Annotated in this window: 25 protein-coding genes and 1 pseudogene; 9 read left to right on the top strand and 17 right to left on the bottom strand. The window is 67.4% G+C overall.

Annotated features, from left to right (window positions below):
* Positions 1 to 686 precede the first annotated feature (686 nt).
* Together TMO_RS32565 and TMO_RS32560 are read right to left on the bottom strand one after the other, a co-directional pair.
* Positions 687 to 836 (bottom strand): hypothetical protein, encoded by a 150-nt coding sequence (locus tag TMO_RS32565; protein ID WP_014745190.1) that lies wholly within the window; start codon positions 834 to 836, stop codon positions 687 to 689.
* Positions 837 to 1,816 (bottom strand): annotated as a pseudogene (locus TMO_RS32560) (IS256 family transposase); the annotation flags it as partial. It lies immediately after the preceding gene.
* On the opposite strand from TMO_RS32560, the gene TMO_RS32120 reads away from it, so the two are divergent.
* On the top strand, positions 1,718 to 2,029 hold the full coding sequence (locus tag TMO_RS32120; RefSeq protein WP_014745188.1) for a hypothetical protein: 312 nt from the start codon (positions 1,718 to 1,720) through the stop codon (positions 2,027 to 2,029). The pseudogene TMO_RS32560 and the gene TMO_RS32120 sit on opposite strands and share 99 nt — an antisense overlap.
* A gap of 22 nt (positions 2,030 to 2,051) precedes the next feature.
* Here TMO_RS32120 and TMO_RS08395 read toward each other — a convergent pair whose 3' ends face one another.
* Together TMO_RS08395 and TMO_RS08390 are read right to left on the bottom strand one after the other, a co-directional pair.
* The gene (locus tag TMO_RS08395) at positions 2,052 to 2,345 is read right to left on the bottom strand and encodes a HigA family addiction module antitoxin (RefSeq protein WP_014745187.1); all 294 of its coding nucleotides are present in this window, start codon (positions 2,343 to 2,345) and stop codon (positions 2,052 to 2,054) included.
* A gap of 49 nt (positions 2,346 to 2,394) precedes the next feature.
* Positions 2,395 to 2,673 (bottom strand): type II toxin-antitoxin system RelE/ParE family toxin, encoded by a 279-nt coding sequence (locus TMO_RS08390; protein WP_041604877.1) that lies wholly within the window; start codon positions 2,671 to 2,673, stop codon positions 2,395 to 2,397.
* Between the two features lie 180 nt (positions 2,674 to 2,853).
* On the opposite strand from TMO_RS08390, the gene TMO_RS08385 reads away from it, so the two are divergent.
* The gene (locus TMO_RS08385; protein ID WP_014745186.1) at positions 2,854 to 3,834 is read left to right on the top strand and encodes an alpha/beta hydrolase; all 981 of its coding nucleotides are present in this window, start codon (positions 2,854 to 2,856) and stop codon (positions 3,832 to 3,834) included.
* Between the two features lie 4 nt (positions 3,835 to 3,838).
* On the opposite strand, the gene TMO_RS08380 is transcribed toward TMO_RS08385, so the two are convergent.
* A complete protein-coding gene (locus tag TMO_RS08380; protein WP_014745185.1) occupies positions 3,839 to 5,230 on the bottom strand; it encodes a diguanylate cyclase in 1,392 nt (463 codons plus the stop codon).
* A gap of 258 nt (positions 5,231 to 5,488) precedes the next feature.
* Between TMO_RS08380 and TMO_RS08375 the strand changes: the two genes are divergently transcribed.
* The 5 genes from TMO_RS08375 to TMO_RS08355 all read left to right on the top strand — a co-directional run bounded on the left by TMO_RS08375 (position 5,489) and on the right by TMO_RS08355 (position 10,012).
* Positions 5,489 to 5,845: a DUF1304 domain-containing protein gene (locus tag TMO_RS08375; RefSeq protein ID WP_014745184.1), complete on the top strand. Its 357-nt coding sequence runs from the start codon at positions 5,489 to 5,491 to the stop codon at positions 5,843 to 5,845.
* Between the two features lie 285 nt (positions 5,846 to 6,130).
* The gene (locus TMO_RS08370) at positions 6,131 to 7,087 is read left to right on the top strand and encodes an ABC transporter substrate-binding protein (RefSeq protein WP_014745183.1); all 957 of its coding nucleotides are present in this window, start codon (positions 6,131 to 6,133) and stop codon (positions 7,085 to 7,087) included.
* Positions 7,084 to 8,316 (top strand): ABC transporter permease, encoded by a 1,233-nt coding sequence (locus TMO_RS08365; protein WP_014745182.1) that lies wholly within the window; start codon positions 7,084 to 7,086, stop codon positions 8,314 to 8,316. Before TMO_RS08370 ends, TMO_RS08365 begins: the two co-directional genes overlap by 4 nt.
* 2 nt (positions 8,317 to 8,318) lie before the next feature.
* Entirely contained in the window at positions 8,319 to 9,248 is a 930-nt protein-coding gene (locus TMO_RS08360; protein WP_041605742.1) for an ABC transporter ATP-binding protein, read from the top strand.
* Positions 9,245 to 10,012: an ABC transporter permease gene (locus TMO_RS08355; protein WP_014745180.1), complete on the top strand. Its 768-nt coding sequence runs from the start codon at positions 9,245 to 9,247 to the stop codon at positions 10,010 to 10,012. Before TMO_RS08360 ends, TMO_RS08355 begins: the two co-directional genes overlap by 4 nt.
* On the opposite strand, the gene TMO_RS08350 is transcribed toward TMO_RS08355, so the two are convergent.
* From TMO_RS08350 to TMO_RS08340, 3 genes are all read right to left on the bottom strand, one after another.
* Entirely contained in the window at positions 9,998 to 11,611 is a 1,614-nt protein-coding gene (locus TMO_RS08350; RefSeq protein ID WP_051045331.1) for a PEP/pyruvate-binding domain-containing protein, read from the bottom strand. The genes TMO_RS08355 and TMO_RS08350 overlap by 15 nt on opposite strands.
* Positions 11,608 to 13,554, bottom strand: coding sequence for a phosphate transport regulator (locus TMO_RS08345; RefSeq protein WP_014745178.1), 1,947 nt, complete (start codon positions 13,552 to 13,554; stop codon positions 11,608 to 11,610). Before TMO_RS08345 ends, TMO_RS08350 begins: the two co-directional genes overlap by 4 nt.
* 103 nt (positions 13,555 to 13,657) lie before the next feature.
* The gene (locus tag TMO_RS08340) at positions 13,658 to 14,050 is read right to left on the bottom strand and encodes a TfoX/Sxy family protein (RefSeq protein WP_014745177.1); all 393 of its coding nucleotides are present in this window, start codon (positions 14,048 to 14,050) and stop codon (positions 13,658 to 13,660) included.
* 290 nt (positions 14,051 to 14,340) lie between these two features.
* On the opposite strand from TMO_RS08340, the gene TMO_RS08335 reads away from it, so the two are divergent.
* Together TMO_RS08335 and TMO_RS08330 are read left to right on the top strand one after the other, a co-directional pair.
* Positions 14,341 to 15,564, top strand: coding sequence for an MFS transporter (locus TMO_RS08335; protein ID WP_041605737.1), 1,224 nt, complete (start codon positions 14,341 to 14,343; stop codon positions 15,562 to 15,564).
* Positions 15,565 to 15,678: 114 nt separating this feature from the next.
* Positions 15,679 to 15,966, top strand: coding sequence for a hypothetical protein (locus TMO_RS08330; RefSeq protein ID WP_014745175.1), 288 nt, complete (start codon positions 15,679 to 15,681; stop codon positions 15,964 to 15,966).
* 12 nt (positions 15,967 to 15,978) lie between these two features.
* Here TMO_RS08330 and TMO_RS08325 read toward each other — a convergent pair whose 3' ends face one another.
* From TMO_RS08325 to atpD, 9 genes are read right to left on the bottom strand one after another with little or no spacing between them, the layout of a single operon-like run.
* Complete coding sequence (locus TMO_RS08325; protein WP_014745174.1) at positions 15,979 to 16,860, bottom strand: F0F1 ATP synthase subunit gamma; 882 nt, start codon at positions 16,858 to 16,860, stop codon at positions 15,979 to 15,981.
* Positions 16,857 to 18,419 carry a F0F1 ATP synthase subunit alpha gene (locus tag TMO_RS08320; RefSeq protein ID WP_014745173.1) on the bottom strand — a complete coding sequence of 521 codons (1,563 nt, stop codon included), beginning with the start codon at positions 18,417 to 18,419 and terminating at the stop codon, positions 16,857 to 16,859. The genes TMO_RS08325 and TMO_RS08320 overlap by 4 nt, the downstream gene beginning before the upstream one ends.
* Positions 18,406 to 19,149, bottom strand: a complete 744-nt coding sequence (locus TMO_RS08315; RefSeq protein WP_014745172.1) for a H+transporting two-sector ATPase subunit B/B' — start codon at positions 19,147 to 19,149, stop codon at positions 18,406 to 18,408. The genes TMO_RS08320 and TMO_RS08315 overlap by 14 nt, the downstream gene beginning before the upstream one ends.
* Before the next feature lie 13 nt (positions 19,150 to 19,162).
* Entirely contained in the window at positions 19,163 to 19,411 is a 249-nt protein-coding gene (locus TMO_RS08310; RefSeq protein WP_014745171.1) for a F0F1 ATP synthase subunit C, read from the bottom strand.
* Complete coding sequence (locus tag TMO_RS08305; protein ID WP_014745170.1) at positions 19,408 to 20,142, bottom strand: F0F1 ATP synthase subunit A; 735 nt, start codon at positions 20,140 to 20,142, stop codon at positions 19,408 to 19,410. Before TMO_RS08305 ends, TMO_RS08310 begins: the two co-directional genes overlap by 4 nt.
* Entirely contained in the window at positions 20,139 to 20,459 is a 321-nt protein-coding gene (locus TMO_RS08300) for an ATP synthase subunit I (RefSeq protein WP_014745169.1), read from the bottom strand. Before TMO_RS08300 ends, TMO_RS08305 begins: the two co-directional genes overlap by 4 nt.
* On the bottom strand, positions 20,456 to 20,746 hold the full coding sequence (locus tag TMO_RS08295; protein ID WP_014745168.1) for an AtpZ/AtpI family protein: 291 nt from the start codon (positions 20,744 to 20,746) through the stop codon (positions 20,456 to 20,458). The genes TMO_RS08300 and TMO_RS08295 overlap by 4 nt, the downstream gene beginning before the upstream one ends.
* A gap of 16 nt (positions 20,747 to 20,762) precedes the next feature.
* Positions 20,763 to 21,191 carry a F0F1 ATP synthase subunit epsilon gene (locus tag TMO_RS08290; RefSeq protein WP_014745167.1) on the bottom strand — a complete coding sequence of 143 codons (429 nt, stop codon included), beginning with the start codon at positions 21,189 to 21,191 and terminating at the stop codon, positions 20,763 to 20,765.
* The gene (gene atpD, locus TMO_RS08285) at positions 21,188 to 22,615 is read right to left on the bottom strand and encodes a F0F1 ATP synthase subunit beta (RefSeq protein ID WP_014745166.1); all 1,428 of its coding nucleotides are present in this window, start codon (positions 22,613 to 22,615) and stop codon (positions 21,188 to 21,190) included. The genes TMO_RS08290 and atpD overlap by 4 nt, the downstream gene beginning before the upstream one ends.
* Positions 22,616 to 22,755 lie beyond the last annotated feature (140 nt).

Here is a 22,755-nt window from a genome sequence, read left to right as displayed (position 1 = left end):
ATCGCCTTATTTATCAATCAGATAGCGGGTTGCGGGCCGCTGACCTTGGGCGAGAGGTTCTCGCACGCCCTGCGGGGCAGATATAGCTCCTTCAAAGGGTGAAAATCGCAGCAGCGCAGAAAATAGTGAGCATGGTGCGGTTGATCGCAATCCAGGCTCGGCCGCAAATACTTGTCAGCGCTCACCAATTATTCAGACTGCGACATCATAGAGCCAAGTAGCCGCATACTGCGCTCTAACTCTGCGGCCGACTGATACTCTATCAACTGAGTTCGCTCGGCGTCTTCCTCGTTCGTCAAGCCATTCTGCGCTTGTTTGCGGTTCAGTATCGACAGACGAAGACCTCGATGGACGGGCGCACTTGTCTCGCGGAGCCGACTCCAAAGCCCTTCAGCCGCTTCGACCTCACCAAATCGGATTTCATATTTGCAGCGTAGCCCGACCTGAGCGTCGTGATTAGTACCACCAAATCGCTTCTGAGGGCCCGTCCGGAATGTTATTGAATCCGGTGAATCTGTTGTGATTCGATGCCGCCCCAAAGGAAATGGGAGCGGACAGAATGTGGACGAGGGAAAGCCGCCGGATTTATGAGCGGCCGGGGTTGAGATATCCGAGCGGATCGTGTCCCAAGGATTGGTGTAACAGCGCAGTCGCCGTTTAATCTCCGGCAGGGTTGTCCGTGATAGTCAGGCTGCCGCGACGGGCGGCAGGCTGGTCAGCGGATCATCGCCCAAGGGGGCGACGGATTCCAGGGTCATATAGCGGGATCGCTGGACGGCCCATTCGTCGTTCTGTTCCAGCAGGATGGCGCCGATCAGTCGGGTGATAGCGGCCACGTTGGGGAAGATGCCGACGACCTCGGTGCGGCGCTTGATTTCGCCGTTGAGGCGCTCGATGGGATTGGTCGAGTGCAGGCGCGGCGGGGAAGTCCATGTATGCGAGGACGTCGGTTTCGGCGTCGTCCATCAAGTCCGCCAGTTTCCGGGCTCTGGGGCGCAGTTGGTCGGCCACCTGGCGCCATTGCGCACGGGCGGCCTGACACGGGCGGCCCGGGCGGTGTCCTGGGCGAAGGCGGTGCCGATGAAGGCCGAGACGACGCGGCGGCCCTGTTTGCCCGCATGGGCCAGCACGTTGCGCATGAAATGGACGCGGCAGCGCTGCCAGGTGGCATTCAGCACCTTGGCAATGGCCGCTTTCAACCCTTCGTGGGCGTCGGAGACCACCAGCCTGACGCCGCGCAGGCCCCGCCGCGCCAGCTTGCGCAGGAAGTCGGTCCAGAAGGTCTCGGCCTCGCTGGGGCCGATGTCGATGCCCAGGACTTCGCGTCGCCCGGCGGTGTTGGCACCGACCGCGATGATCACCGCCACGCTGACGATGCGGCCGTCCTGGCGCACCTTGACGTAGGTGGCATCGAGCCAGACATAGGGCCAGTCGCCCTCCAGCGGGCGGTCGAGGAAGGTTGCGATCTTGCCGTCGATTTCGGCGCACAGGCGACTGACCTGGCTTTTCGAGATGCCGGTCATGCCCATGGCCTTGACCAGATCGTCGACCGACCGTGTCGAGATGCCCTGGACATAGGCCTCCTGGATGACGGCGGTCAGCGCCTTTTCCGCCATCCGGCGGGGCTCCAGGAAGCACGGCCTTTGCGCAGGCGTGGGATGCGCAACGCCACCGTCCCCGCCCGGGTCTCCCAGTCGCGCTCGCGGTAGCCGTTGCGGTGGACAAGGCGCTGATCGGGCTTGCGCTCGCCATGCCCGGCGCCGGTCAGCGTCGCCACCTCCAACTCCATCAGCCGCTCGGCGGCAAAACCGATCATCTCGCGCAGCAGATCGGCATCTGCGCTCTTTTCCAGCAGGCCACGAAGGCGATCGACCTGCGTGACGACCGGAAAACTGCCGAGACACTCTTCACGCTTCTGAACATGATCGTGGATAAGACCGTATCCGAACCCAAGTACATCGCGGAATTATACGCCTCACTACCAGAGAGCGGGATCCAGGCCATTGAAAGGCGGGACGGCAAGGTGTGATCCGTTCGAATAGCGCATTTATTTACATAACGACAATCGGTTGAATATCATCCATCACTCCACCCGCATCTGCGGCCATATCCAGATCAAACCGCATCTGCAAATTCAGCCAGAATTCCGGCGTCGTGCGCAGGGCGCGGGCCAGTCGCAGCGCGGTGTCAGGAGTCACCGCGGCCTGTCCGTTGATCAGACGGGTCACGCGATTAGGGGGCACGTGGATGGCGCGTGCGAGTTCCGTTGCGGAGACACCGAGGGGGTCGAGGAATTCGGTGCTCAGGATCTCACCGGGGTGAATGGGCTCGTATTTTGTCGGCATCACCGTCGGGCCTCCCTGCCCTCCATGCGGGGCTTAACCAAAGTAGGACTCAATGGTAGTCCACAATTTCGACGTCTCGGGGGCCGGCTTCTGTCCAGATGAAGCACAGTCGCCACTGATCATTGATCCGGATCGAGTGCGCACCCGCCCGGTCGCCGCGAAGGGCTTCCAAGCGATTACCGGGAGGGCTGCGCAGATCATCGAGAACGTGGGCTGCGTCGAGCATCAGAAGTTTGCGGCGGGCCTGACGTTCAATGGCGCCGAACCGTCGGGATCGTTCCCGATTGAAGAGGGCTTCCGTTTCCCGGCACGCAAAAGATTGGATCATGGGCTTGCTCCTGCTATCTTTACATATTACGTAAGACGTAAAATGTCAATGAAGCAGCTCTGGCGAGCTTCGCGCTGTCCGACAGACCCGAAGCGCGAAAGTGGACTCGTCCCCGCAAACTCCGACAATAGCTGCCACATATCCGCCTACCGACGCGCATGCTCCAAGGAGATCTCCCCCATGCCCCCCCGCCAACCGATCGACCCCGCCCTGCGCCAATACCTCGACACGCTCGACGCCGTCTCCGGCCCCCCGCCTGCCGATGATGCCGCGCGGGTGCGGGAGGCGCGGGAGGGGATGGTGCGGGCGCTCTTGGCGCGCGAGGCGATCCCTGGACTGCCGAATGCGGTGCGGGTGCGTGATGTGGTGATCGGGGCGGGGTTGACCGGGCGGCTTTATCTGCCCGAGCGGATGACGCCGGCGCCGGCGGTTCTGGTCTATACCCATGGCGGCGGCTGGGTGTTCGGGTCGGTGGAGACCCATGATCCCTTCTGCCGGCTGCTGGCCGATGCGGCCGGGGTGATCATCCTATCGGTCGAGTACCGGCTGGCGCCCGAGCATCCCTACCCCGCCGCCCGGGATGATGCCCTCGCCGCCTGGCATTGGGCGGTGGCCGAGGCGGCGGGTTTCGGTGGCGATCCGTGGCGGGTATTGCTCGGCGGGGACAGCGCCGGCGCGCAGCTGGCCATGGTGACGGCCCGTCGGGTTCTGATGGCGGCGGATGACGCGGATGGTCAGGCGGCGGTGCGGCCCGCCGGGGTGATGCTGCTCTACCCGGCGACCGATCATCCCTCGGGCGGCCATGCCTCTTATGTCGAGAATGCCACGGGCTATCGGCTGACGGCCGAGGCGATGCACTGGTTCTGGCGCCAGTATGCGCCGGATGGTGATCCGGCGGATCCGGATCTGTCGCCGCTGCGGGCTGGTGTCCTGCCGGATATGCCGCCGGTGCTGGTTGCGACGGCCGAATATGATCCGCTGCGGGATGAAGGCATCGCCCTTGCCCGCCGGCTGGAAACGGCAGGCATGGCCGTTACGCATCTGCATGCGCCAGACATGCATCACAACTTCCCGGTCCATCCGGGGTCGGTGGCGCGCTTCCCGCAATGTGATACGGCCATGGCCGGGATGGCCGGCTGGCTGCGGTCGGTGGCGGGCTGATCGCTCAGCCGGCTGCCTGCGCGCGCATGCCGTTGGTTTCATCCGTCGCGCGGCAGACCCGGTTGCGGCCGGCGCGTTTCGCATCGTAAAGCGCTGCGTCGGCCCGACGCACGATGTCCTCGACCCGGTCTTCGGGGCGCCAGGCGGCAACCCCGAAACTGCCGGTGCAGGGGCCGACCGCGAAGCCATGGGCGGCTATGGCCGCCCGCAGCACCTCGGCCCGCCGGGCGGTTTCGGGCAGATCCGCCCCCGGGCAGACCAGGATGAATTCTTCGCCGCCCCAACGCCCTGCCAAGCCGCCCGGGCCCTGGCCGGTACGCAGCAGGGCTGCCACATCGACCAGCACGGCATCGCCCAGCTGGTGGCCGTGCTGATCGTTGACGGCCTTGAAATGGTCGAGATCGAGCATGATCACCCCGAAGCTCTGCCCGGTTCGTCGGGCACGGGCCAGTTCCTCCTCGAGGAAACCGTCGACCTTCATCCGATTGAACAGCCCGGTCAGCGGGTCTGTGGTCGACAGGCGGACCAGTTCCCGATTCATCCGCGCCAGTTTACGGTTCCAGTAAAGCGCAAGCAGCAGCAGCACGGCCGCTGCGGCACCGACCTGCCAGACGAGGCGATAATCGATGCCGCGCTGGATCTGCACGGCGACATGACGGTTGGAGATCGCCTCCCGCTCCTGCGGTGTGACCGTTGCGATGCCCTTGTCCAGAATGTCGCGCAGCATCGGTTCTCCGGCCAGAACGCCGACCCGCAATTCATTCGTCAATTCAGGAACCTGGCCCGCAATCTTCAGATTGAACAACCCCTCCTTGCGGATCGCATAGGCGGCGACGATCAGCGACCGGATGGTTATGTCGGCCCGGTGTTCCGAAACCATCTCGACCGCTTCGGGCTCGCTGCCGGTGGTTGTGATCTGAAGATTGGGATAGAGCCGCCGCAGCCGCTCCTCGACCATGGTGCCGCGCGGCAGGGCCACGGTCTCGTCGCTGACGCCGTGAAGGTCACCGATATAGGGGTGCTCTTCACGGGTGATCACGATGTTCTGGTCGCGAAAGATCGGTGCGGTGAACACCAGCCAGCGCTCACGTTCTGGCGTCCGGTTCAGAAAGCTGAGGATCCGGCAGTGCCCGGCCTTCGAAGCGGCGAGGCTTTCATCCCAGCTGGCCGTGGGGTAGAGCACGATGTCGATGCCGAGCCGTGTCGCCACCAGACGGAGAAGATCGGCCGCGATGCCGACATGCCGGCCGGCTTCGTCGATCCGCTCAAAAGGCTCCCAATCCGGGTCGACGCACATGGTCACGGGGCCGCTTGTCGCCAGCCATAGCCGTTCGGTTTCGGTGAGTGCGACTGAAGCACCATCTGCTGCCGCCGTCGTGGCGGCGCCTGGGGTCATACAGGCTGCCCCGAGAGCAAGGCACGCAGCGATACCGCCCCGTCGGAGCCGTCTGCCGATCCGTGTTGTCCTCACCTGGGCGCCGTCTCCGATATCGTCTCGTGTTGTGAGCATAGCCGTATCGCATACGGTCGCAAAGCACGGAACCTGGCCCGGAAATCCTGGCATCATCGGAGATTGACCCAATGGTCACCATCGGGCTTAACTGAGACAGCCGACTGGACTGTCCCATGCGGCATCCACCCCGCGGAGGCCCGCATGATTGCCCAGATCCTTGCCGCGCTGGTTGCGGCCATCCATGCCTATATTCTCGTTCTGGAGATGTTTCTCTGGGACACGCCGCGCGGTCGGAAGGCCTTCGGCACCACCGCCGATTTCGCGGCGCAGACCCGGGTTCTGGCCGCAAATCAGGGGCTCTATAACGGCTTTCTGGCAGCCGGCCTGATCTATGGCATGGTGCGCGGCGGTGATGAGGGCTTCGCCTTCCTCGTCTTCTTCCTGGCCTGCGTTGTGGTGGCAGGGCTCTACGGTGCGGTAACGGCGAGCCGTAAGATCCTGTTCATTCAGGCATTGCCGGCGGTTTTGGCGCTGGCGGCGCTGCTCGCCGGGATCTGAGGCGCGGGTCGAATCATGATGTGCGGGCGGGCGACTTCCTGACGCCATTCTGTCAGTTGGGTGCCTGTCCAGCGCGAATTTCCGCCCTTCGGGTTCGGCAAGCGCGGAAACGGCTGCTAGGATGGACGGAACGAGAACGGCGCCGCTGCCGTTGTTCGCGTCGCGCTGGTGGTCCCATCGACGGAGCACCGGCATCGGAAAAGAGACAGACGTCGCAGACGTTCCGGGGTGGCGCGGCAGAGACCCGCCCCCGTCTTGTCAGGAACCAATGGGGGACGCCGCTCCATGCCGACCATCGATCGCCGCACCTTGTTCCGCCGTGCGGGCCTTCTCACCCTCGCCGCCACGCTCGCTGTCGGCACCGCTGCCGTCGTGACGGGTCCGGCCCGTGCGGCCGACGCCATCACCGTCGGCTCCAAGATCGACACCGAAGGTGCGGTGCTCGGCAATGTCATCCGCCTGGTGCTGGAGAATGCCGGCTATACCGTCAACGACCGGATCTCTCTGGGCCCGACCAAGATCGTGCGCGAGGCGCTGCTGGCGGGTGAGATCGATATCTATCCGGAATATACCGGCAATGCCGGCTTCTTCTTCAACATCGACGCCGATCCGGCCTGGAAGAAGGCCGATACCGCCTATGCCAAGGCGAAAGAGCTCGATGCCGAGGCCAATGATCTGGTCTGGCTGAAGCCGGCGCCGGCCAACAACACCTGGGCGATCGCCGTGCGCGGCGACGTAGCCGAGGCGCAGAAGCTCGCCACGCTGGATGATTTCGGCAAATGGGTTGCAGGCGGCGGCGATGTGAAGCTCGCGGGCTCGGCCGAGTTCGTCGAAAGCCCGGCCGCCCTGCCCGCCTTCCAGGAGGCCTATGGGTTCAAGCTCTCGGCCGATCAGTTGCTGGTGCTCTCGGGCGGTGACACGGCCGCGACCATCAAGGCCGCAGCCGAGGGCACTTCGGGTGTCAATTCGGCCATGGTCTACGGCACCGACGGCGCCATCGCCGCGGTCGGGCTGAAGGTCATGGAAGACACCAAGGGCGTGCAGGCGGTCTACGAGCCGGCGCCGGTGATCCGCGGAGCGGTGCTGAAGGCGCATCCGGATATCGAGGGCCTGCTGGAGCCGGCCTTCCAGACCCTCGACCTCGAAACGCTTCAGGCGCTGAACGCCAGCGTCCAGATCGAGGGGCAGGATCCGCGGGCCGTTGCCGAAGCGCATCTGAAGAAGGCAGGGCTGCTGAAGTGAGCACGCTCGACGGCCTGGATGCCGTCGACGACGAGGCGGCGCCCGCAGGGCGCCCCTCCCCGCGCGGCAACCGGCTGCTCGCGGTTCTGGTGGTGGCGATGGCGGCGGCGACCGCCTTTGCGGGCTTCGTGACCATCGCCCCCAACCGCATCCTCTCCGGCCGTGCCGTGGCTGCCGTCGACGCCCTGCCCGGGGCCGAGTTCGCCATCCTGGTGCTGATCCTGGCGGGGCTGGGTGCCACCGCGCTGGTCCGGCCCGGGCGCGGTGCCGACCTGGTTGCGGCGGCGCTCGCCGGCCTGCTGTTTTTCGGCCTGCTCTTCGCTGCCGGCGATATCGCCACCGGGGTCCTTGCCGAACGCGGTACCTCCGCCCGCACTTCCTTCGGTGCCGGCTTCTGGATCCTGGCCGCCGCGGCCCTTCTGGTGCTGATCGACGCCGTGGCCCGGCTGAGGCCGGGCCCGGTGCTGGGGCCGCTGGGTGTGGTGGTCCTGCTCGGCCTGATCTGGGCGGCGGTCGCCTCGGGCCGGCTCGATGATCTGTCGCTGATGCGCGAATACATGGCCCGCCGCGACCGGTTCGGCGTCGAGATCCTGCGCCATCTGCAACTGGTCGTGCTGGCGCTGGCGATCGCGTTGCCGTCGGGCGGTGCCCTCGGCCTCTGGGCGCGGGCCCGGCGCGGTGTGGCTCCGTTAATCTTCGGCGTGCTCAACCTGCTCCAGACCGTGCCCTCGATCGCGCTTTTCGCCCTGCTGATCGGCCCGTTGACCGGCCTCGCGGCGGCCTTCCCCGCACTCAAGGCTGCGGGCGTGTCGGGGATCGGCGTGGCACCCGCGGTGATCGCCCTTGCCCTCTACGCCCTGCTGCCCACGGCGCGCGGCGTGGTCGCCGGCTTCGCCTCGGTGCCCGAAGCGGCGATCGAGGCGGCCCGCGGCATGGGGCTCTCTGACCGTCAGATCCTGGTGCAGGTCTCGCTGCCGCTGGCCCTGCCGGTGCTGCTCGCGGGCCTCAGGATCGTGCTGGTTCAGACGATCGGTCTTGCGGTGGTCGCGGCGTTGATCGGTGCCGGAGGGCTTGGCGCCTTCGTCTTCCAGGGCCTGGGTCAGACCGCCACGGATCTGGTTCTGCTGGGGGCGCTGACCGCGATCGCCCTCGCCCTCGCTGCCGATGTGGTGCTGCGCGCCGCCTCGGCCTGGCTCGCCACCCGCCTCACCGGAGCCCGCACGTCATGAGCATGATCGTCTTCGACGGGGTGAGCAAATTCCACGGCAACCGTGCTGCGGTCGAAGACCTCTCCTTCACGGTGCCCGAGGGGGAGATCTGTGCGCTGGTCGGGCCCTCGGGCTCGGGCAAGTCCACCACGCTACGCCTGGTCAACCGGCTGATCGAGCCCGACAGTGGCCGGATCACGCTCGGCCGCACCGACATCGCGAGTCTGGAGCCCGTCGCGCTGCGGCGCCGCATCGGCTATGTCATCCAGTCGATCGGGCTGTTTCCGCACTGGACGGTGGCGCGCAATGTCGCAACCGTGCCGGTGCTGCTTGGCTGGCCCAGGGACCGGATCCGGGCGCGGGTCGAGGAACTCCTCGATCTGGTGGGTCTGGACCCGGCGGAGTTCGGCGGCCGACATCCGCACGAGCTTTCGGGCGGTCAGCAGCAGCGCGTGGGTGTTGCCCGTGCGCTGGCCGCAGACCCCGAGGTTCTGCTGATGGACGAGCCCTTCGGCGCGCTCGACCCCGTCACGCGCGACGAGATCCAGACCGAATTGCAGCGCATCCAGACGGCCACGGGCAAGACGATCGTGATCGTCACCCATGACGTCGACGAGGCCATTCGCCTCGCTGATCGTATCGCCATTCTGCGCGATGGCCGGCTGGTACAGATCGATCGCCCGGCCGCCCTGCTTGCCCGACCGGCGGATGATTTCGTGCGGGAATTCGTCGGCGGGCCGCTCGCCGGCCTGCGTATGCTTCGCACCCGCACGGTGGCCGAGCGGATCGAGGCCGGAGGCGACGTGGCCGGGGGGCCGGTGCTGCATCCGGACATGCCGTTGGATCTGGCCCTCGGCGCCATGGTGGCCGCCCGGGCCGATCGGCTGGCGGTGGCCGATGCCTCTGGTCGAAAGCTCGGGGTGGTGACCCTGGGCGGGCTGGTTGCAAGATGAGCCTTGCCGGCACCCCGCCCTTGCATCGCCCAGGCCGTCCGCTCTGGCGCGATCCGCTGCCCTGGGCCGCCGCGGCGCTGGTGATCGCGACGCTCGCCATGCCGGCAGCGGAGCCCCTGTTCCGGACGCTCTATCCGGACCTGCCCCGACCGATCTACACCCGTACCAATTTCCTGACCCTGATGCTGTCGCATGTCGGGCTGGTGGCCGCTTCGAGCGTGATCATCTGCCTGGTCGGCATCACGGTCGGCATTTTCGTGACCCGGCCGGCCGGTCGTGACTTCGCGCGCATGGTCGATATGGCGACGGCGGTCGGGCAGACCTTCCCGCCGGTTGCCGTGCTTGCCCTGGCGGTACCGGCCGTGGGCTATGGTCCGTTGCCGACACTGATCGCGCTCGCCTGCTATGGCGTGCTGCCGGTGGTCGAGACCACGGCAGCCGGTCTCCGTGCCCTGCCACCGGCATTGAAGGAAGCGGCGGACGGTGCCGGTTTCGGGCCAACGGGCCGTCTGCTCCGCATCGAACTGCCGCTTGCCTTTCCGGTGATGCTGGCGGGTATCCGGACGGCGGTGATCATCAATATCGGCACGGCCACGATCGGCTCCACGGTCGGCGCCGTCAGCCTGGGCTCACCGATCATCGAGGGGCTGTCGGGCTCCAACCCGGCCTATGTGGTTCAGGGTGCCATCCTGGTCGGACTGCTTGCCATCACCACCGACCTTTGTTTCGAACGTCTCGCCCGCCTGGGGTCAGTCCGGGGCTAGCACCGTCGCCATGCGGGTCAGGAGATCCTGGGGCTCGCGGGTCACCACCTCCAGCGCACCGGCATGAACCGCGCCGGTATTGCCGTCCAGCGTGATCCGGCTGCCGGTCCCGAAGATCCGACCACCGATCATCACCCGCCCGGCGGCCTCGTCAATCGTCAGCTCTCCACAACCGACCAGACAGACCTTGCCGAGCTGCCGGGCTACCACGGCCGCATGGGATGTTCGGGCGCCGCGCATGGTGAGCAGCCCGGCGGCGCGGTCGAGTGCGGCCACATCCCGGGTTTCCGCGTCCCGGCGAACCAGAATGGGTGTCTCGCCGCGGGCGCGCGCTGCCTCGACCTGGGCTTCGTCGAGGGCGATGGGCCCGCTCGCCACCCCGGCGGATGCGCTGGCCGCGCGGGCAAGCGGTTCGGCCACAGTTCCGTCGGCCGTGGCGATCACCCGCTCGGCGAGGCTCGCCCGGTCGAGGGACCGCAGGCGGTCGCGGGCGGTGCGGGCATCGATCAGCCCTTCGTCCAGCAGATCGAGCGCGATGCGTGCGGCGGCGAGCGGTGTGCGCTTGCCGTCGCGAGTCTGGAGCAGGAACAGGCGGCCGTTCTCGATCGTGAATTCGATGTCCTGCATGTCGCCGAAAGTCTGTTCCAACCGGGCCGCCGACGCCACCAGTTCCGCCCAAAGATGCGGCGCCGCAGCAGACAACGCCTCATGTCCCTCGGCCGAGCGGCGACCGGCGACGACATCCTCGCCCTGGGCATTGAACAGGAAATCCACCCAGAGACCGGGCACGCCGGTGGTGGGATCGCGAGTGAACCCGACGCCGGCGCCCGAGAGTCCGCCGGCATTGCCGAACACCATCTGTTGCACGGTGACCGCTGTGCCCATGCTGTCGGCGATCGCATGCAGTGCCCGCCAGGACCGTGCCTTGGGCGCCTGCCAGGACCGGAACACGGCCTGGATTGCGGCCTGAAGCTGGTCGGCAGGATCCTGCGGGAAGGCCGTGCCGGCGGTGCGGGCATAGGTGTCCAGATGGCGGCGGGTCAGCCTGCGCAGCGCATCGAAATCCAGCGCCCGCTCGGGCACCGAGCCGCGGATCGCATCCAGATCGGCATCGAAGGCGGCGGGATCGATACCCGCCACCACTTCACCGAACCCCGCCACCAGCCGGCGATAGGCATCCCAGACGAGCCGCGGATGGCCGGTCAGCCGAAGCATGCCGTCAACGGTTGCGTCGGAGAGCCCGATATTGAGCAGGGTCTCCATCATGCCCGGCATAGAGACCGGTGCACCGGAGCGCACCGACAGCAGCAAAGGCCGGCGGGGATCCCCAAGCCTGCGGCCCGTCGCTTCCTCCAGGCGCTCAAGCGCGGGGCGCCACAGGGCCGGGCCGACCTCTTCCGCCCGCGCGCACCAGGCCGTACCGATCACGAAACCCGGCGGAACCGGCAGGCCCAGCGCCGCCATCCGGGCCAGATTAAAGGCCTTGTTGCCGAGGCTCGCGGCGCTCGTATTTTCGGCCAGGGCGGCCCCCGGCAGGATGACGGGGATGGTGGTCGCAAGCCCTGCCATGCCCTCGCTCTTCACATTCTGGCGCGTCATGCTCCGGCTCCCATGCGGCTGAAGGCGAGGTCGCGCAGCCCGTAGCCGGTGACCAGCAGGGCGTCGGTCGCCAGTTCCAATGCGGCAGCGAAATCGGTGGCGAGATTGAGAGACGCCGCATCGGTCAGGTGCCGGGCAAGCACGCGGCGGACGTCGCGCAACAGCTGATCGGCGGCGCGTTCGGCCCCGACGATCCGCCAGAGGACCGCCACCAGCTCTTCATGATCGTCTGCCGTACCATCAGGCCCAAGGCTGCGTGCAATCGCCAGAGCGCGGACATGATCCTCGGCCGCGGTGAACGTGGTCTCAGCCAGGCGTCGCAGCACCTCGCGGACCTCGGACGTCCAGCCCAGGTCGTGGCCCTCGGCGATCACCGACAGCAGGAAAGCTGCCTCTTCCAGCGCATCGGCGACATCATCGGCCCGTTCGATCAGCCGCAGCATCGGCAGACGATGGGGCTGGCGATCTGCCTGTTCGCGCAACCGCATGACCAGTTCGTCTGCCTGACGTTCCCAGGTCTTGGCGCGGTCGGCAAAAGCGGTTGCGGCGGCAACATCGTGCTCAAGGCCATGGATCAGCCCGTCCCGCACACCTTCGGCGAGGGCATGGCAGAAGCCGGCATGGTCGGCCAGCGCCTCGAACTCGCTGACCTGGTGGCGCAGATGCGCCAGCAGCATCACCCGGGCATCATCTGCCACCACCCCGGCCGGCTGATTGCGCAGCAGGGCCTCTTTCGCCCGCACCATCAACTCGACCAGAAAGGCCATCGCGGCGGTACGGCCCATGACCTCGTCCAGCCGGTCGCCGATGCGGAAATATTCAGGCCCCACCGCCTGCATCGCGCCATGGACCAGATCGGGCCCGCCGGCCACCAGCCAGGCCATGTGCCCCGCCTCACGCGTTGCCGCGTCGGTGAGGACGGCGATCGCGTCGAGCTTCGACACGAAGGGGGCCAGTCGTTTGCGGGCCCGGTTCCAGTCGATCAGGAAGACGATCCGTGCGCCCAGCCCTTCCAGTGTGCCGTGCAATGCCGTCTCGTCGGCACAGTCGAAGATCGCCGTGCCGACGTGATAGGCCTCGCCGGCATTCAGCCCGCGGGTCCGGCGGCTCTCGCTGTCCGACCAGACGGCGCCAATCGCGCCCAGCAGTCCCTGAAAGAAGGCGAAGCGCTGCCGGTGGAGGTCGGAATAGGTCAGGGTGATGCGCAGGGCCTGTACCTGGACGACCAGCACATGGGCGTCATTGGTGCCGATGTCGTTCTGGATCAGCAGCCGCTCCCCGTCGCGGGTCGCGGCCGTCTCAAGGCCCGGATGATCAAATTTGAGCGGCCGGGTGCGATTGAGCCCGCGCATGAAAGCGGCAATCCTCGGCCGGTCAGCATCGGCAATGGCCCAGACATGGGCGCCGTCGATCTGCTCGTCGGCCAGCTCCGTTGCCAGCCGGTTCAGGCTCTTGTGCAGGTCCATCACCAGCGGATGGAAGCCGTCGGGGGCGATATCGCGACCGGCGGTCAGCGCCGTCAACACAATATCCTCCAGCCGGTTGCCCTCCATCCCGTCAAGCCGGGCCATCCAGGCCGCAACCCGCCTGGTCCAGGTGCCTGCCTCATCATGGCCGCCATCGATCAGCGGCCGGGCCATCAGCTTCAGGTCCTGGGCCAGCAACTGCCGGAGCCGGGGCAGATCCGACAGATGTACGCCGTCGGCATCGGGCGTTGCAGTTGCGACGGCTTCGCTGGCCCAGGCGCCGTCGACGCCGGCCGCGGCCGCCTCCCGCGTCAGGTCTACGGGGACAGCGCCGGGCCCGGTCGACCGATGTCGCGCGGCCTGCAGGATGCTCAGATACAGCTTCAGCCGGTCATTTGCCGCAAGGGCGGTGGTGATCCAGGCCGGCAGCAACAGCTGCACCTGGCCGAGCGCATCGACGACCCCGGTCTTCTCCATACCGTTCAGCTCCTGCACGAATGGGCATCTGCAGGATGCTAGCCCGGCCATGTGGCAGCTTCATGGCAGCGGGGCGCGTCTAGTGGTCGCAGCTTTCCGGCCCTCATCCGGGTTTCCTGCGTCGGGGCGTGCGGGGCTTTTTAGGAGGACGGGCACGCGATGCCGTCAGCGCCGCCTGCCAGGCTGCCCTTGCGCGGCTGCAAAGCGCCTCGTCATCGTCGAAGACCTCGTCGGGCGCCTCGTAATACGACCCGACGGTGACCGTTCGTCCCGGCCGGTCATAGCGGAACGGCTCCAGCCCCATGGCCTCGTATTCGGGCCGACTCTGGTCGTCGACCCTCAAATAGAGGGTACCACCGATCACGAACGCAAAGTTCACACCGTCGATGGACAGCCCTGCCCCGCTGAACATGCGCTTCACGACCACCGGGCCCAGCGTGCCCAACCGTTCCGCCACCTCCAGCGCCTGTTCGCGGGCTTCCGCACTGCTGCTCATGACCGGTCTCCTGCGTTATGGCTGCCCCGCAGACGCTTAAGCTCTTCTTTTGGGGGCAGATTGGGTGACGTATTGTATCTGAGGATGTTCTTATTTTGTCCTCGTCTCTCTGGATTACGCGGTCAGATAATTTTTCTTTTTCAAAGGCCGATAATTGTTGCAGCATGTGGCCGCTGACGGAAGAAGATGACTTCGGTGGGAATCTACCGCAGGGTATGCAGAAGACCTTCGGGTCGGATGACCCCTCGTCCCCTCCTCAGAAGAACAAGATCAAGGCGTCCGGGCTCCCCATGACCACCACATCCCCCGCATCTCCGGTCTTCCACGGCTGGTTCGTGGTTGCTGCAGCCTTTGCCGTGATGTTTATCGGCTTTGGAGCTGCCTACAGTTTCAGTGCCTTCGTCGACCCGCTGCAGGGCACGTTCGGTGCCTCTCGCGGGGAGGTCTCGCTGATCTTCTCCCTGGCGGGTTTTCTGTATTTCGCCCTTGGCCTCATCACCGGACCGATTGCGGATCGTTGGGGGGCACGACCGATCACCCTTGCCGGCATGGTCTTCGTCGGTCTGGGCATGATTCTGGCGGCACAGGCGACATCCATGAACCAGGTCTATATCGCTTACGGGCTGGGTGTCGGCCTGGGCGTCGGCTGTTCCTATGTTCCTGCGATCGCCTGTGTCCAGCGCTGGTTCACCCGCAAACGCGCCTTCGCATCGGGCCTCGCCGTGGCTGGCATCGGCGTCGGTACCCTGGTGGTTCCACCGGCGGCGTCTCTGGCGATCGAGGCACTGGGCTGGCGAACAGCCTGGGTGGTGATGGGTGTGGCGGCGATTGTCCTCGGCGCCGGGATGGCTCTGCTCCTGGAGGCGGATCCACGCCATCGCGGGCTTGCACCGGATGGCGGCGCTGCCGTCGCGGTTCAGGGAACCGGTCCGGCGCCAGGCATGTCGGTTGCCGAGGCCCTGCGCTCGCGTGCCTTCTTTCAGCTCTATCTGTCGGGCACCATCTCGGCCTTCGGCGTTTTCGTGCCCTTCGTCCATCTCGTCCCCTACGCCACGGATCGCGGCACGGCACCGGCGACCGCAGCCCTGCTTCTGGGGGTGATCGGTATCGGCAGCACTGCCGGCCGCTTTATGCTCGGCGGAATCGCCGACCGCCTGGGCCGGCGGACGACTCTGGTCTGCATGTATGTGGGCATGGGCGCATCGCTGATCATCTGGGCCGGGTTCTCCAGCCTTTGGGCGCTCGGCCTTTTTGCCTTCCTCTATGGCGTGTTCTATGGCGGCTGGGTCGCCGTGCTTCCGTCAGTGGTCATGGATGCCTTCGGCAGCCGCAATGTCAGCGGCATCATCGGCATTCTCTATACCTGCGTGGCGGTGGGCACGCTGGTTGGCCCCACGGCCGCCGGCTATATCTACGACGCCTCGGGCAGCTATCTGCTGCCGATTCTGGTGGCGATGACGGGAAACTTCACGGCCGCCGGAGTGATGGCGCTGGGCATGCGGCGCGGGCAGTGAGCGCAGCGTGGCGGTCCTGCGTCTTCCGCGCGACATCGGCGCCCCCCTCTGGCATCCCGAAAGATGCGGTCCGATGTCCTGATGCCAATGGCCACAGTCGGAGGATCCACCGCCATGGATACCAGCAGCAGCCACGACCAGATCGCCAAGAAGCTTCAGGATATGGGCGCGATGCTCGAAATGCAGACCCGCAAACTGCATGACGACGGCAATGAGGGTGGAGCGCTGTCGCGCGATCAGCAGGAGCTGCACGATGCCTATCGGGCCCTCAAGACGCGGCTCGAAGACGGCGTTCGTGATCTCGCCGCCTTCGATCGCGAAGTCGACCGGCTGGAAGAGCGGGTCACCGCCTGGATGGGGCAGGTCGAAACCAGGCCGGCAAGCCGCCCCTCACGATCCTGACCCGTCCCGATCCTAGCCGGCGCCGTTGCGTCCGACAGCCATGCCGCCCGTCGCGAGTTCGATGATCTCGTCGGTGATCTCGTCCTGATGGATCCGGCGGGCGAGATTGGTCAGATCCTCGCGCCGCCGTTCGATCCCCGTCTTGGCGGCGATCATCGCGGTCATGCGGGCGGTGTTCTCGGCCGCATAGGCGAGCAGCAGCACCTCGCAGAGTTCGGCAAAGACGTATTCCGCGGCCAGCCCGTCCAGCAGGTCGGCAGGCGGCAGCGTGATGAGCGGCGCCACGCGCCGGCCCGACACCGGGAAACGCGAGAAATCGAACGGCACCAGCTGGCGATGGATGATCTCGACGGTGTTGCCCTCCCCGCCGGACGAGGGCGTACCGTGCACCACCGCCAGCTGCCGCACCCGCCCGGTGTCGAGCCGGTCATAGACGGCGCCTGCAACATGATCGGCAAGGGCCGGCACGTCATCCACATGGGCCGACATCGGCACCGACCAGGCCACATCCAGCCCGCGCACGCCGGCCAGCATCAGCCCGCGGTCGCCCACGATCAGCAGATCCACCGGAGCCGACCCGGCCACCTCCATCGCCCGGTCGAGCAGCCGGTCGGGCAGACCACCAACAAAGCCCTGATCGGGTGTGACGACCAGAAGAGCGGTGCGCGTCGGCACCACCCGCCGTGGCGCCCCGCCCCGGTCATCACCCGCCTGCATCGCCAGCGCGTCGCCGATTGCGCGCCCGACGATGCCGGCATGGGCCCGGACCGCCTGTATACGCTCGCGCGCCTCCCGCGCCCGGACGGACGCGATGCCGCGCATGGCGGTCACGATCGCCTCCAGCTGACGGACCGTACCGATCCGCGCTTCGACGTCGTGGAGGCGGCCGCTCATCCGTTTGTCCCCGTGGCAGCGAGTGCCGGCAGATGACCCGTCAGCTCCTTCAGGGCCGCGACCAGTTCGGCCCGCGCGGCATCATCCAGCTTGCCGCCAGCCGCCACGACCCGGGCAGCACCGGGTGCATGCGCGTCCAGATGTGCCGCCAGCCGCGGCCGGACGGTCTCCACCTGATCCTTCGACAGACCATCGAAGACGCCTTCCGACAGCCCCACCAGCACGGCGATCTCGTCGATCGGGCGGAGTGCCGCATAGCGCGGCTGGCGCAGCCAGGCCCGGATCGCCTCGCCGCGGCGAATGCGGTCGCGCACGCGGGTGTCGGTCATGCGGCCGAAGCGGGTGAACATCTCCAGTTCCAGGAACTGGGCATAGTCCAGCCGCAGCCGGCCCACCGCGCCGCGAAGGGCTGCGGTCTGGGTCTTGCCGCCCACCCGGCTGACCGACAGGCCGACATCCACCGCCGGCCGCTGATCGGCCGCAAACAACCCGCGGTCCAGAACAATCTGGCCATCGGTGATTGAGATCAGATTGGTGGGGATATAGGCCGAAAGATTGCCGGCATCGGTCTCCGCGATCGGCAGCGCGGTCAGCGAGCCGCCGCCCAGTTCCGGTGACAGCTTGGCGGCCCGTTCCAACAGGCGGGAATGCAGATAGAAGACGTCACCCGGATAGGCCTCACGGCCCGGCGGCTCATGTGTGAGCAGAGCGAGTTCGCGGTGGGTTGCGGCATGGCGGGTCAGATCGTCGATCACGATCAGCGCATGGCCGCCGGCATCGCGTACCGCTTCGGCAATGGTCATGCCGGCGAAGGGTGCCATCCATTGCAGCCCGGCCGGCGCGCCTGCGCCGGCAACCACGAACACCGTGCGTTCCGGCGCCCCGAAACGCTTCACCGCATCGATCACCCGGCGCACGGCCGACGCACGCTGGCCGACCGCGACATAGACGCAGATCATGTCGCTATGGGCCTGGTTGATGATCGTGTCGACCGCCACCGCCGTCTTGCCGGTGGCACGGTCGCCCACGATCAGCTCCCGCTGGCCGCGGCCCAGGGCGAAGAGGGCGTCCACCACCAGCAGGCCGGTCTCCACCGGCTCGGTGACCAGATCGCGATCCATGATCGCCGGTGCAGGGCGTTCGACCGGCAGGGTTTCCGTCGCCTTCACCGCCCCGCCCCCGTCCAGCGGCCTGCCCAGCGGATCGACGACCCGGCCCAGCAGGCCCGGGCCCACCGGCACCGTCACCACCTGGCCGGTGCCGCGCACAGGGCTGCCGGCTGCGATGCCGGCGCCGTCATCCATCATCACCGCGCCGATCCGTCCGGTGTCGAGGGTGAGCGCGAAGGCGCGGCGGCCCTCGCCCATATCCAGCAGCTCCATCAGCCGGATATCGGGCAGGCCCGAGACCAGGGCGATGCCGTCACCCATACGCTCCACCCGGCCGACCGCTTCGGCGGCAGCCCCCACCCGGGCGCGATCGAGCCGGGCCTCGCCATCGGCCAGCCAGACGCCGGCCTCGGCCCTGGCTGCCTCCTCGATCGGATCACTGGCGGTCATCGCGCGCGAACTCCCGGGCAATCTGCGCCAGATCGGCGCGGAAACTGTTGGTGACCACGGCATGATCGGCTGCGGCCTCGAAGCCCGCGATCAGGGCGGGCTCGACCCTGATCTCCAGCGGGGGGACGGAACCGAGCACCCGGCCGATGGCCGCCTCGAGCGTTGCACGGGTGGCCGCGCTCACCTCGGTGGCGGCAAGCAGGACCAGCGTTTCACCGCCATCGGTGAAGCGTCGTTTGACCGCATCGGGCAGGCCGTCCAGGGCTTGAGCGAACCCGTCGATGAAGCCGTCGAGGCGCGCTCCGACCGGCAGGCGATCCAGCAGGCGCGCAGCGATCCTTGCTGCGAGGGTCCTGGCTGCGGCCTCGACTTCCGTGGTGCGCGCCGCCGCCGCGCGATCGGCCGCTTCCGTAGCCCGCGCCGTGATCCGCAGAGCTTCGGCCTGTGCCGCATCGATCACGGCGGCCGCCGCCCGATCTGCCGCCGCAACCGCCGCGGCCTCGGCAGCGGCATGGCCGGCCTTCAGGGCCGCATGTTCAGAGGCAGCGGTCGCCCGTTCGGCAAGGGCTGCCTGCCGCGCGGCCTCGGCTTCGCCGAGGATCGCCCGCGCCGCCTGCTGGCGCCGGTCGATCATCGCCGTCACCGGCTTGAACAGAAAGCGGCCGAGCAGCCAGATCAGAACCAGGACGTTGACCGCCTGGATGCCCAGCGTCCACCAGTCGATATGCATGGCGAGGGGCCGATCAGCCGACGAAAGGATTGGCGAACAGCACCAGCAGCGCGATCACCAGACAGTAGATCGCCATGGTCTCGATCATGGCGAGGCCGACGAACAGGGTGCGCGACAGGGTGGGCGCCGCCTCGGGCTGGCGGGCGATGGCATCCATCGCGGCGGCCACTGCCCGGCCTTCGCCGAGCGCGGGGCCGATGGCGCCGAAAGACACCGCCATCGCGGCGGCGAGGATGCTGACGATCTCGATCCAGTTGGTCATGACTCAGTCCCGGAGGAGGTAGGGGAGGAAGAAGATGTGGACGTATGGCCGGACGCGGGCGGTGAGCCGCCCTCGCCTTCCAGCCCGGAGGCGATGAACACCATGGCGAGCACGGCGAAGATGTAGGCCTGCACCGCCCCGGTCAGCAGGTCGAGCGCCATCAGCGGGATGGGCACCAGAAGCCCCGCCAGCGACAGCACGATGCCGATCACGAACACGCCGCTCATCACATTGCCGAACAGGCGGATGACCAGAGAGAAGGTCCGGGTGATCTGCTCGACGAGGTTGAGCGGCACCATCACCAGGCTGGGCTCGGCAAAGGTCTTCAGATAGCCGCCGAGCCCCTGCGCCTGGATGCCGAAGACGATCACCGAGACGGCGACGATGGCGGCCAGTGCCGCGTCGGTTTCGATATGGGCGGTCGGCGGTTCGATACCCGGCACCAGCGAGGACCAGTTGGCGGTCAGGATGAACACCAGCAGCGTGCCGATCAGGGCGCGAAACCGCGCAGGCTCCACCCGCATGGTCTCGCGGATCTGGCCGTCGATGGCCTCGACCACCAGTTCCAGCACGGCCTGCACCCGGCCCGGCATCAACTCCAGCCGCCGGGTCAGCATCCAGGAACCGCCGGCAAGCAGGATCATGATGCCCCAGGTCACCAGCACCGGCGTTGCGATCGGCACCGGCCCCAGATGAAAGGCGATCGGGGTTTCGAGCGGTGATCCGATCACGACGACCGCCCCCCGTCGGGCAGCATGGCGGCGGATCGACGGCGTACCCGGCCGACCACCACCCGCCGCGCGATCAGAACACCCAAGGCTGCCGCCAGCAGTGGTCCCGCCCCCTGGCGGGCCGCCAGCACCAGAACCGGCACCAGAACGGCGAAGCGCGCCACCTGCATCGCTATGGCGAGACCGATGCGGCCGCCGGCAAACAGATCCGTGTTCCGTCGCAGCACCAGAAAAAACCCGGCCCCGGCGGCAAGCCCCGCGACAAATGCCAGCGCCAGCGCCGTCGGATCCACCGTCAGGGTCGAGAGGGCGTTCATGGGCGATGCATCCATTTCCAGGCCGACCAGAAACCGAGTGCCACGCCCGCCATCAGCAGGGCGGCAGCGAAGGTGATGCCGGTGCCGGCCAGCCGGTCGAACCAGCGGCCGAGGAACAGGCCGAGCAACATCGGCGTCACGATCATCCAGCCGAGCACACCGATCTGCCCCAACCGGTGACCGATCCCGGGCTCATGATCCTTGCGTTTCGCCGCCTCGCGGGCGGCCTGGCGATCGGCGGCCTGCTCCATCCGCCGGTCCTGACGGCGGTCGCGCGGCGGGGTCATGGCGTCGCCTCCCCGGTCATGGCGTCACCTCCTCGGGCCGGTCACGCAGATAGCGCACCATCTGCCGCACGGCGCGGGTCTGCATGCCGACCTCTGCCGTGCGGGCCTTGCGGTCGGCATCGTCGCGTGCCTCGCGGGCCGCGGCGATGTCGGCCTTGAGCCGTTCCGGATCGCTGCCGGTCACCACGCTGCGTGCGGCCAGCGAAATATCGCGCCCGCCCTCGACCCTGAGCACGCCACCCGAGACCACACCATATTCCGCACGCCCGTCGGCCCGCCTCCAGCCGATCACCGAGGCGTCGAGGACGGTCAGGAAATCGGCATGGCCGGGCAGGATGCCGAAGCCGCCGCTGGCATCCTCGGCTCGCACCGACACCACGTCGTCCAGGTCGCGGACGACGGTTGCGGGTGTGGCGATCACCAGATGCAGGCGCCGCCCGCTCATGCTGCCGCATCCCCGCGCCGCTCGTCCCGGTGCCGGGCCTCCATGCGCTGGCGTCCTTCCTCCAGATCGCCGATCATGTAGAGTGCATCTTCCGGCCAGTCGTCGCATTTGCCGTCGAGGATCGCGCGGCAGCCGGCGATGGTATCGGCCAGCCTGACCGACCGTCCCGGTGTGCCGGTGAAGGCTTCGGTCACCTTGAAGGGCTGGGTAAGGAACCGCTGCAGGCGCCTGGCCCGCTCTGCCAGTCGCCGGTCTTCGGCCCCCAGCTCTTCCAGGCCCAGCAGCGAAATCACGTCCTGAAGTTCACGGTAATGCTCGATGGTCCGGCGCACCTCTTCGGCCGTGCGGGCATGGGTTTCGCCCACGATCAGCGGGTCGAGCAGGGTGGAGGACGAGGCGATCGGATCGATTGCCGGATACATGCCCTCGGCCGCCATCGATCGCGACAGCACGACCAGACTGTCCATATGCCCCGCAATTGCGGTCACCGCCGGGTCGGTGAAGTCGTCGGCCGGAACATAGACCGCTTCGATCGCCGTCACCGCCGCCCCGCCCACCGAGGCAATGCGCTCCTGAAGGGCCGCGACTTCGCTCGCCAGGGTCGGCTGATAGCCGACACGCGAGGGCAACCGGCCCAGCAGGCCCGAGACTTCCATGCCGGCCTGGACGAAGCGGAAGACATTGTCCATCAGCAGCAGCACGTTGCGGCCCCGCTGGTCGCGGAAATGCTCGGCCACGGCAAGCGCCGTCATCGGCACCCGCCAGCGGGCGCCAGGCGGTTCGTTCATCTGACCGAAGACCAGGACGGTCCGCTCCAGCACGCCTGAATTACGCATGTCGAGCAGCAGCTCGTGCCCTTCCCGCGACCGCTCGCCGATGCCGGCGAAGACCGAGATGCCCTGATAGCCCGACACCATGGCCTGGATCAGCTCCATGACCAGCACGGTCTTGCCGACACCGGCGCCGCCGAACATCGCGGCCTTGCCGCCATGGGCGAGCGGGGTCAGCAGATCGATGACCTTGATGCCGGTCTCGAAGACATCGGTGGCGGCGGTCTGATCGGCGAGGGCCGGTGCGGCCTGCAGGATCGGCGCGCGGGGCACGTCGTCGGGCAGGGCCGCCCCCTTGTCGCCGATCCGCCCGGTCGCGTCGAGCAGCCGGCCGAGCACGGCATCCCCCACCGGCACCATCACCGGCGCCCCGGTGGCGATCGCCTCGGCCCCCCGGCGCAGCCCGCCGGTCGGCATCAGGGCGATGGCGCGCACATGCTCGCGGTCCAGATGGGACTGAACCTCGGCCACGATCTCGGGCGCGTCGCCGTCGTGGACGTGAAGCACATGGCCGATGGCGGGCAGATCGCCCGCGGGAAAACGGATATCGAGCACCGCGCCACGCACGGCGGTGATCACGCCCGGACCGCTCATGGAGCTGGAACCTCCTGCTGAGCCTGCGGCCCTTCACGGGCCCTTCATTGCTGCTACGCACAATCTCCACCCCGATGCTCCCTCCGACCTTGATCAGGATCAAGCAATTCAGGATTCGGCCGCGGTTCATACACCGACCC

The organism is Tistrella mobilis KA081020-065 (assembly GCF_000264455.2).
Lineage (GTDB): Bacteria > Pseudomonadota > Alphaproteobacteria > Tistrellales > Tistrellaceae > Tistrella > Tistrella mobilis.
The sequence above is the reverse complement of the archived record's forward strand: the minus strand, read 5'-3'. Positions and strand labels throughout refer to the sequence as shown.

Bases quoted from the DNA above. Each gene is read 5' to 3' on its own strand.
- TMO_RS08395 (WP_014745187.1), bottom strand. From the start codon at position 2,345: ATGCCGACAAAATACGAGCCCATTCACCCCGGTGAGATCCTGAGCACC.
- TMO_RS08390 (WP_041604877.1), bottom strand. From the start codon at position 2,673: ATGATCCAATCTTTTGCGTGCCGGGAAACGGAAGCCCTCTTCAATCGG.
- TMO_RS08385 (WP_014745186.1), top strand. From the start codon at position 2,854: ATGCCCCCCCGCCAACCGATCGACCCCGCCCTGCGCCAATACCTCGAC.
- TMO_RS08380 (WP_014745185.1), bottom strand. From the start codon at position 5,230: ATGACCCCAGGCGCCGCCACGACGGCGGCAGCAGATGGTGCTTCAGTC.
- TMO_RS08375 (WP_014745184.1), top strand. From the start codon at position 5,489: ATGATTGCCCAGATCCTTGCCGCGCTGGTTGCGGCCATCCATGCCTAT.
- TMO_RS08370 (WP_014745183.1), top strand. From the start codon at position 6,131: ATGCCGACCATCGATCGCCGCACCTTGTTCCGCCGTGCGGGCCTTCTC.
- TMO_RS08360 (WP_041605742.1), top strand. From the start codon at position 8,319: ATGATCGTCTTCGACGGGGTGAGCAAATTCCACGGCAACCGTGCTGCG.
- TMO_RS08355 (WP_014745180.1), top strand. From the start codon at position 9,245: ATGAGCCTTGCCGGCACCCCGCCCTTGCATCGCCCAGGCCGTCCGCTC.
- TMO_RS08350 (WP_051045331.1), bottom strand. From the start codon at position 11,611: ATGACGCGCCAGAATGTGAAGAGCGAGGGCATGGCAGGGCTTGCGACC.
- TMO_RS08345 (WP_014745178.1), bottom strand. From the start codon at position 13,554: ATGGAGAAGACCGGGGTCGTCGATGCGCTCGGCCAGGTGCAGCTGTTG.
- TMO_RS08340 (WP_014745177.1), bottom strand. From the start codon at position 14,050: ATGAGCAGCAGTGCGGAAGCCCGCGAACAGGCGCTGGAGGTGGCGGAA.
- TMO_RS08335 (WP_041605737.1), top strand. From the start codon at position 14,341: ATGACCACCACATCCCCCGCATCTCCGGTCTTCCACGGCTGGTTCGTG.
- TMO_RS08330 (WP_014745175.1), top strand. From the start codon at position 15,679: ATGGATACCAGCAGCAGCCACGACCAGATCGCCAAGAAGCTTCAGGAT.
- TMO_RS08325 (WP_014745174.1), bottom strand. From the start codon at position 16,860: ATGAGCGGCCGCCTCCACGACGTCGAAGCGCGGATCGGTACGGTCCGT.
- TMO_RS08320 (WP_014745173.1), bottom strand. From the start codon at position 18,419: ATGACCGCCAGTGATCCGATCGAGGAGGCAGCCAGGGCCGAGGCCGGC.
- TMO_RS08315 (WP_014745172.1), bottom strand. From the start codon at position 19,149: ATGCATATCGACTGGTGGACGCTGGGCATCCAGGCGGTCAACGTCCTG.
- TMO_RS08310 (WP_014745171.1), bottom strand. From the start codon at position 19,411: ATGACCAACTGGATCGAGATCGTCAGCATCCTCGCCGCCGCGATGGCG.
- TMO_RS08300 (WP_014745169.1), bottom strand. From the start codon at position 20,459: ATGAACGCCCTCTCGACCCTGACGGTGGATCCGACGGCGCTGGCGCTG.
- TMO_RS08295 (WP_014745168.1), bottom strand. From the start codon at position 20,746: ATGACCCCGCCGCGCGACCGCCGTCAGGACCGGCGGATGGAGCAGGCC.
- TMO_RS08290 (WP_014745167.1), bottom strand. From the start codon at position 21,191: ATGAGCGGGCGGCGCCTGCATCTGGTGATCGCCACACCCGCAACCGTC.
- atpD (WP_014745166.1), bottom strand. From the start codon at position 22,615: ATGAGCGGTCCGGGCGTGATCACCGCCGTGCGTGGCGCGGTGCTCGAT.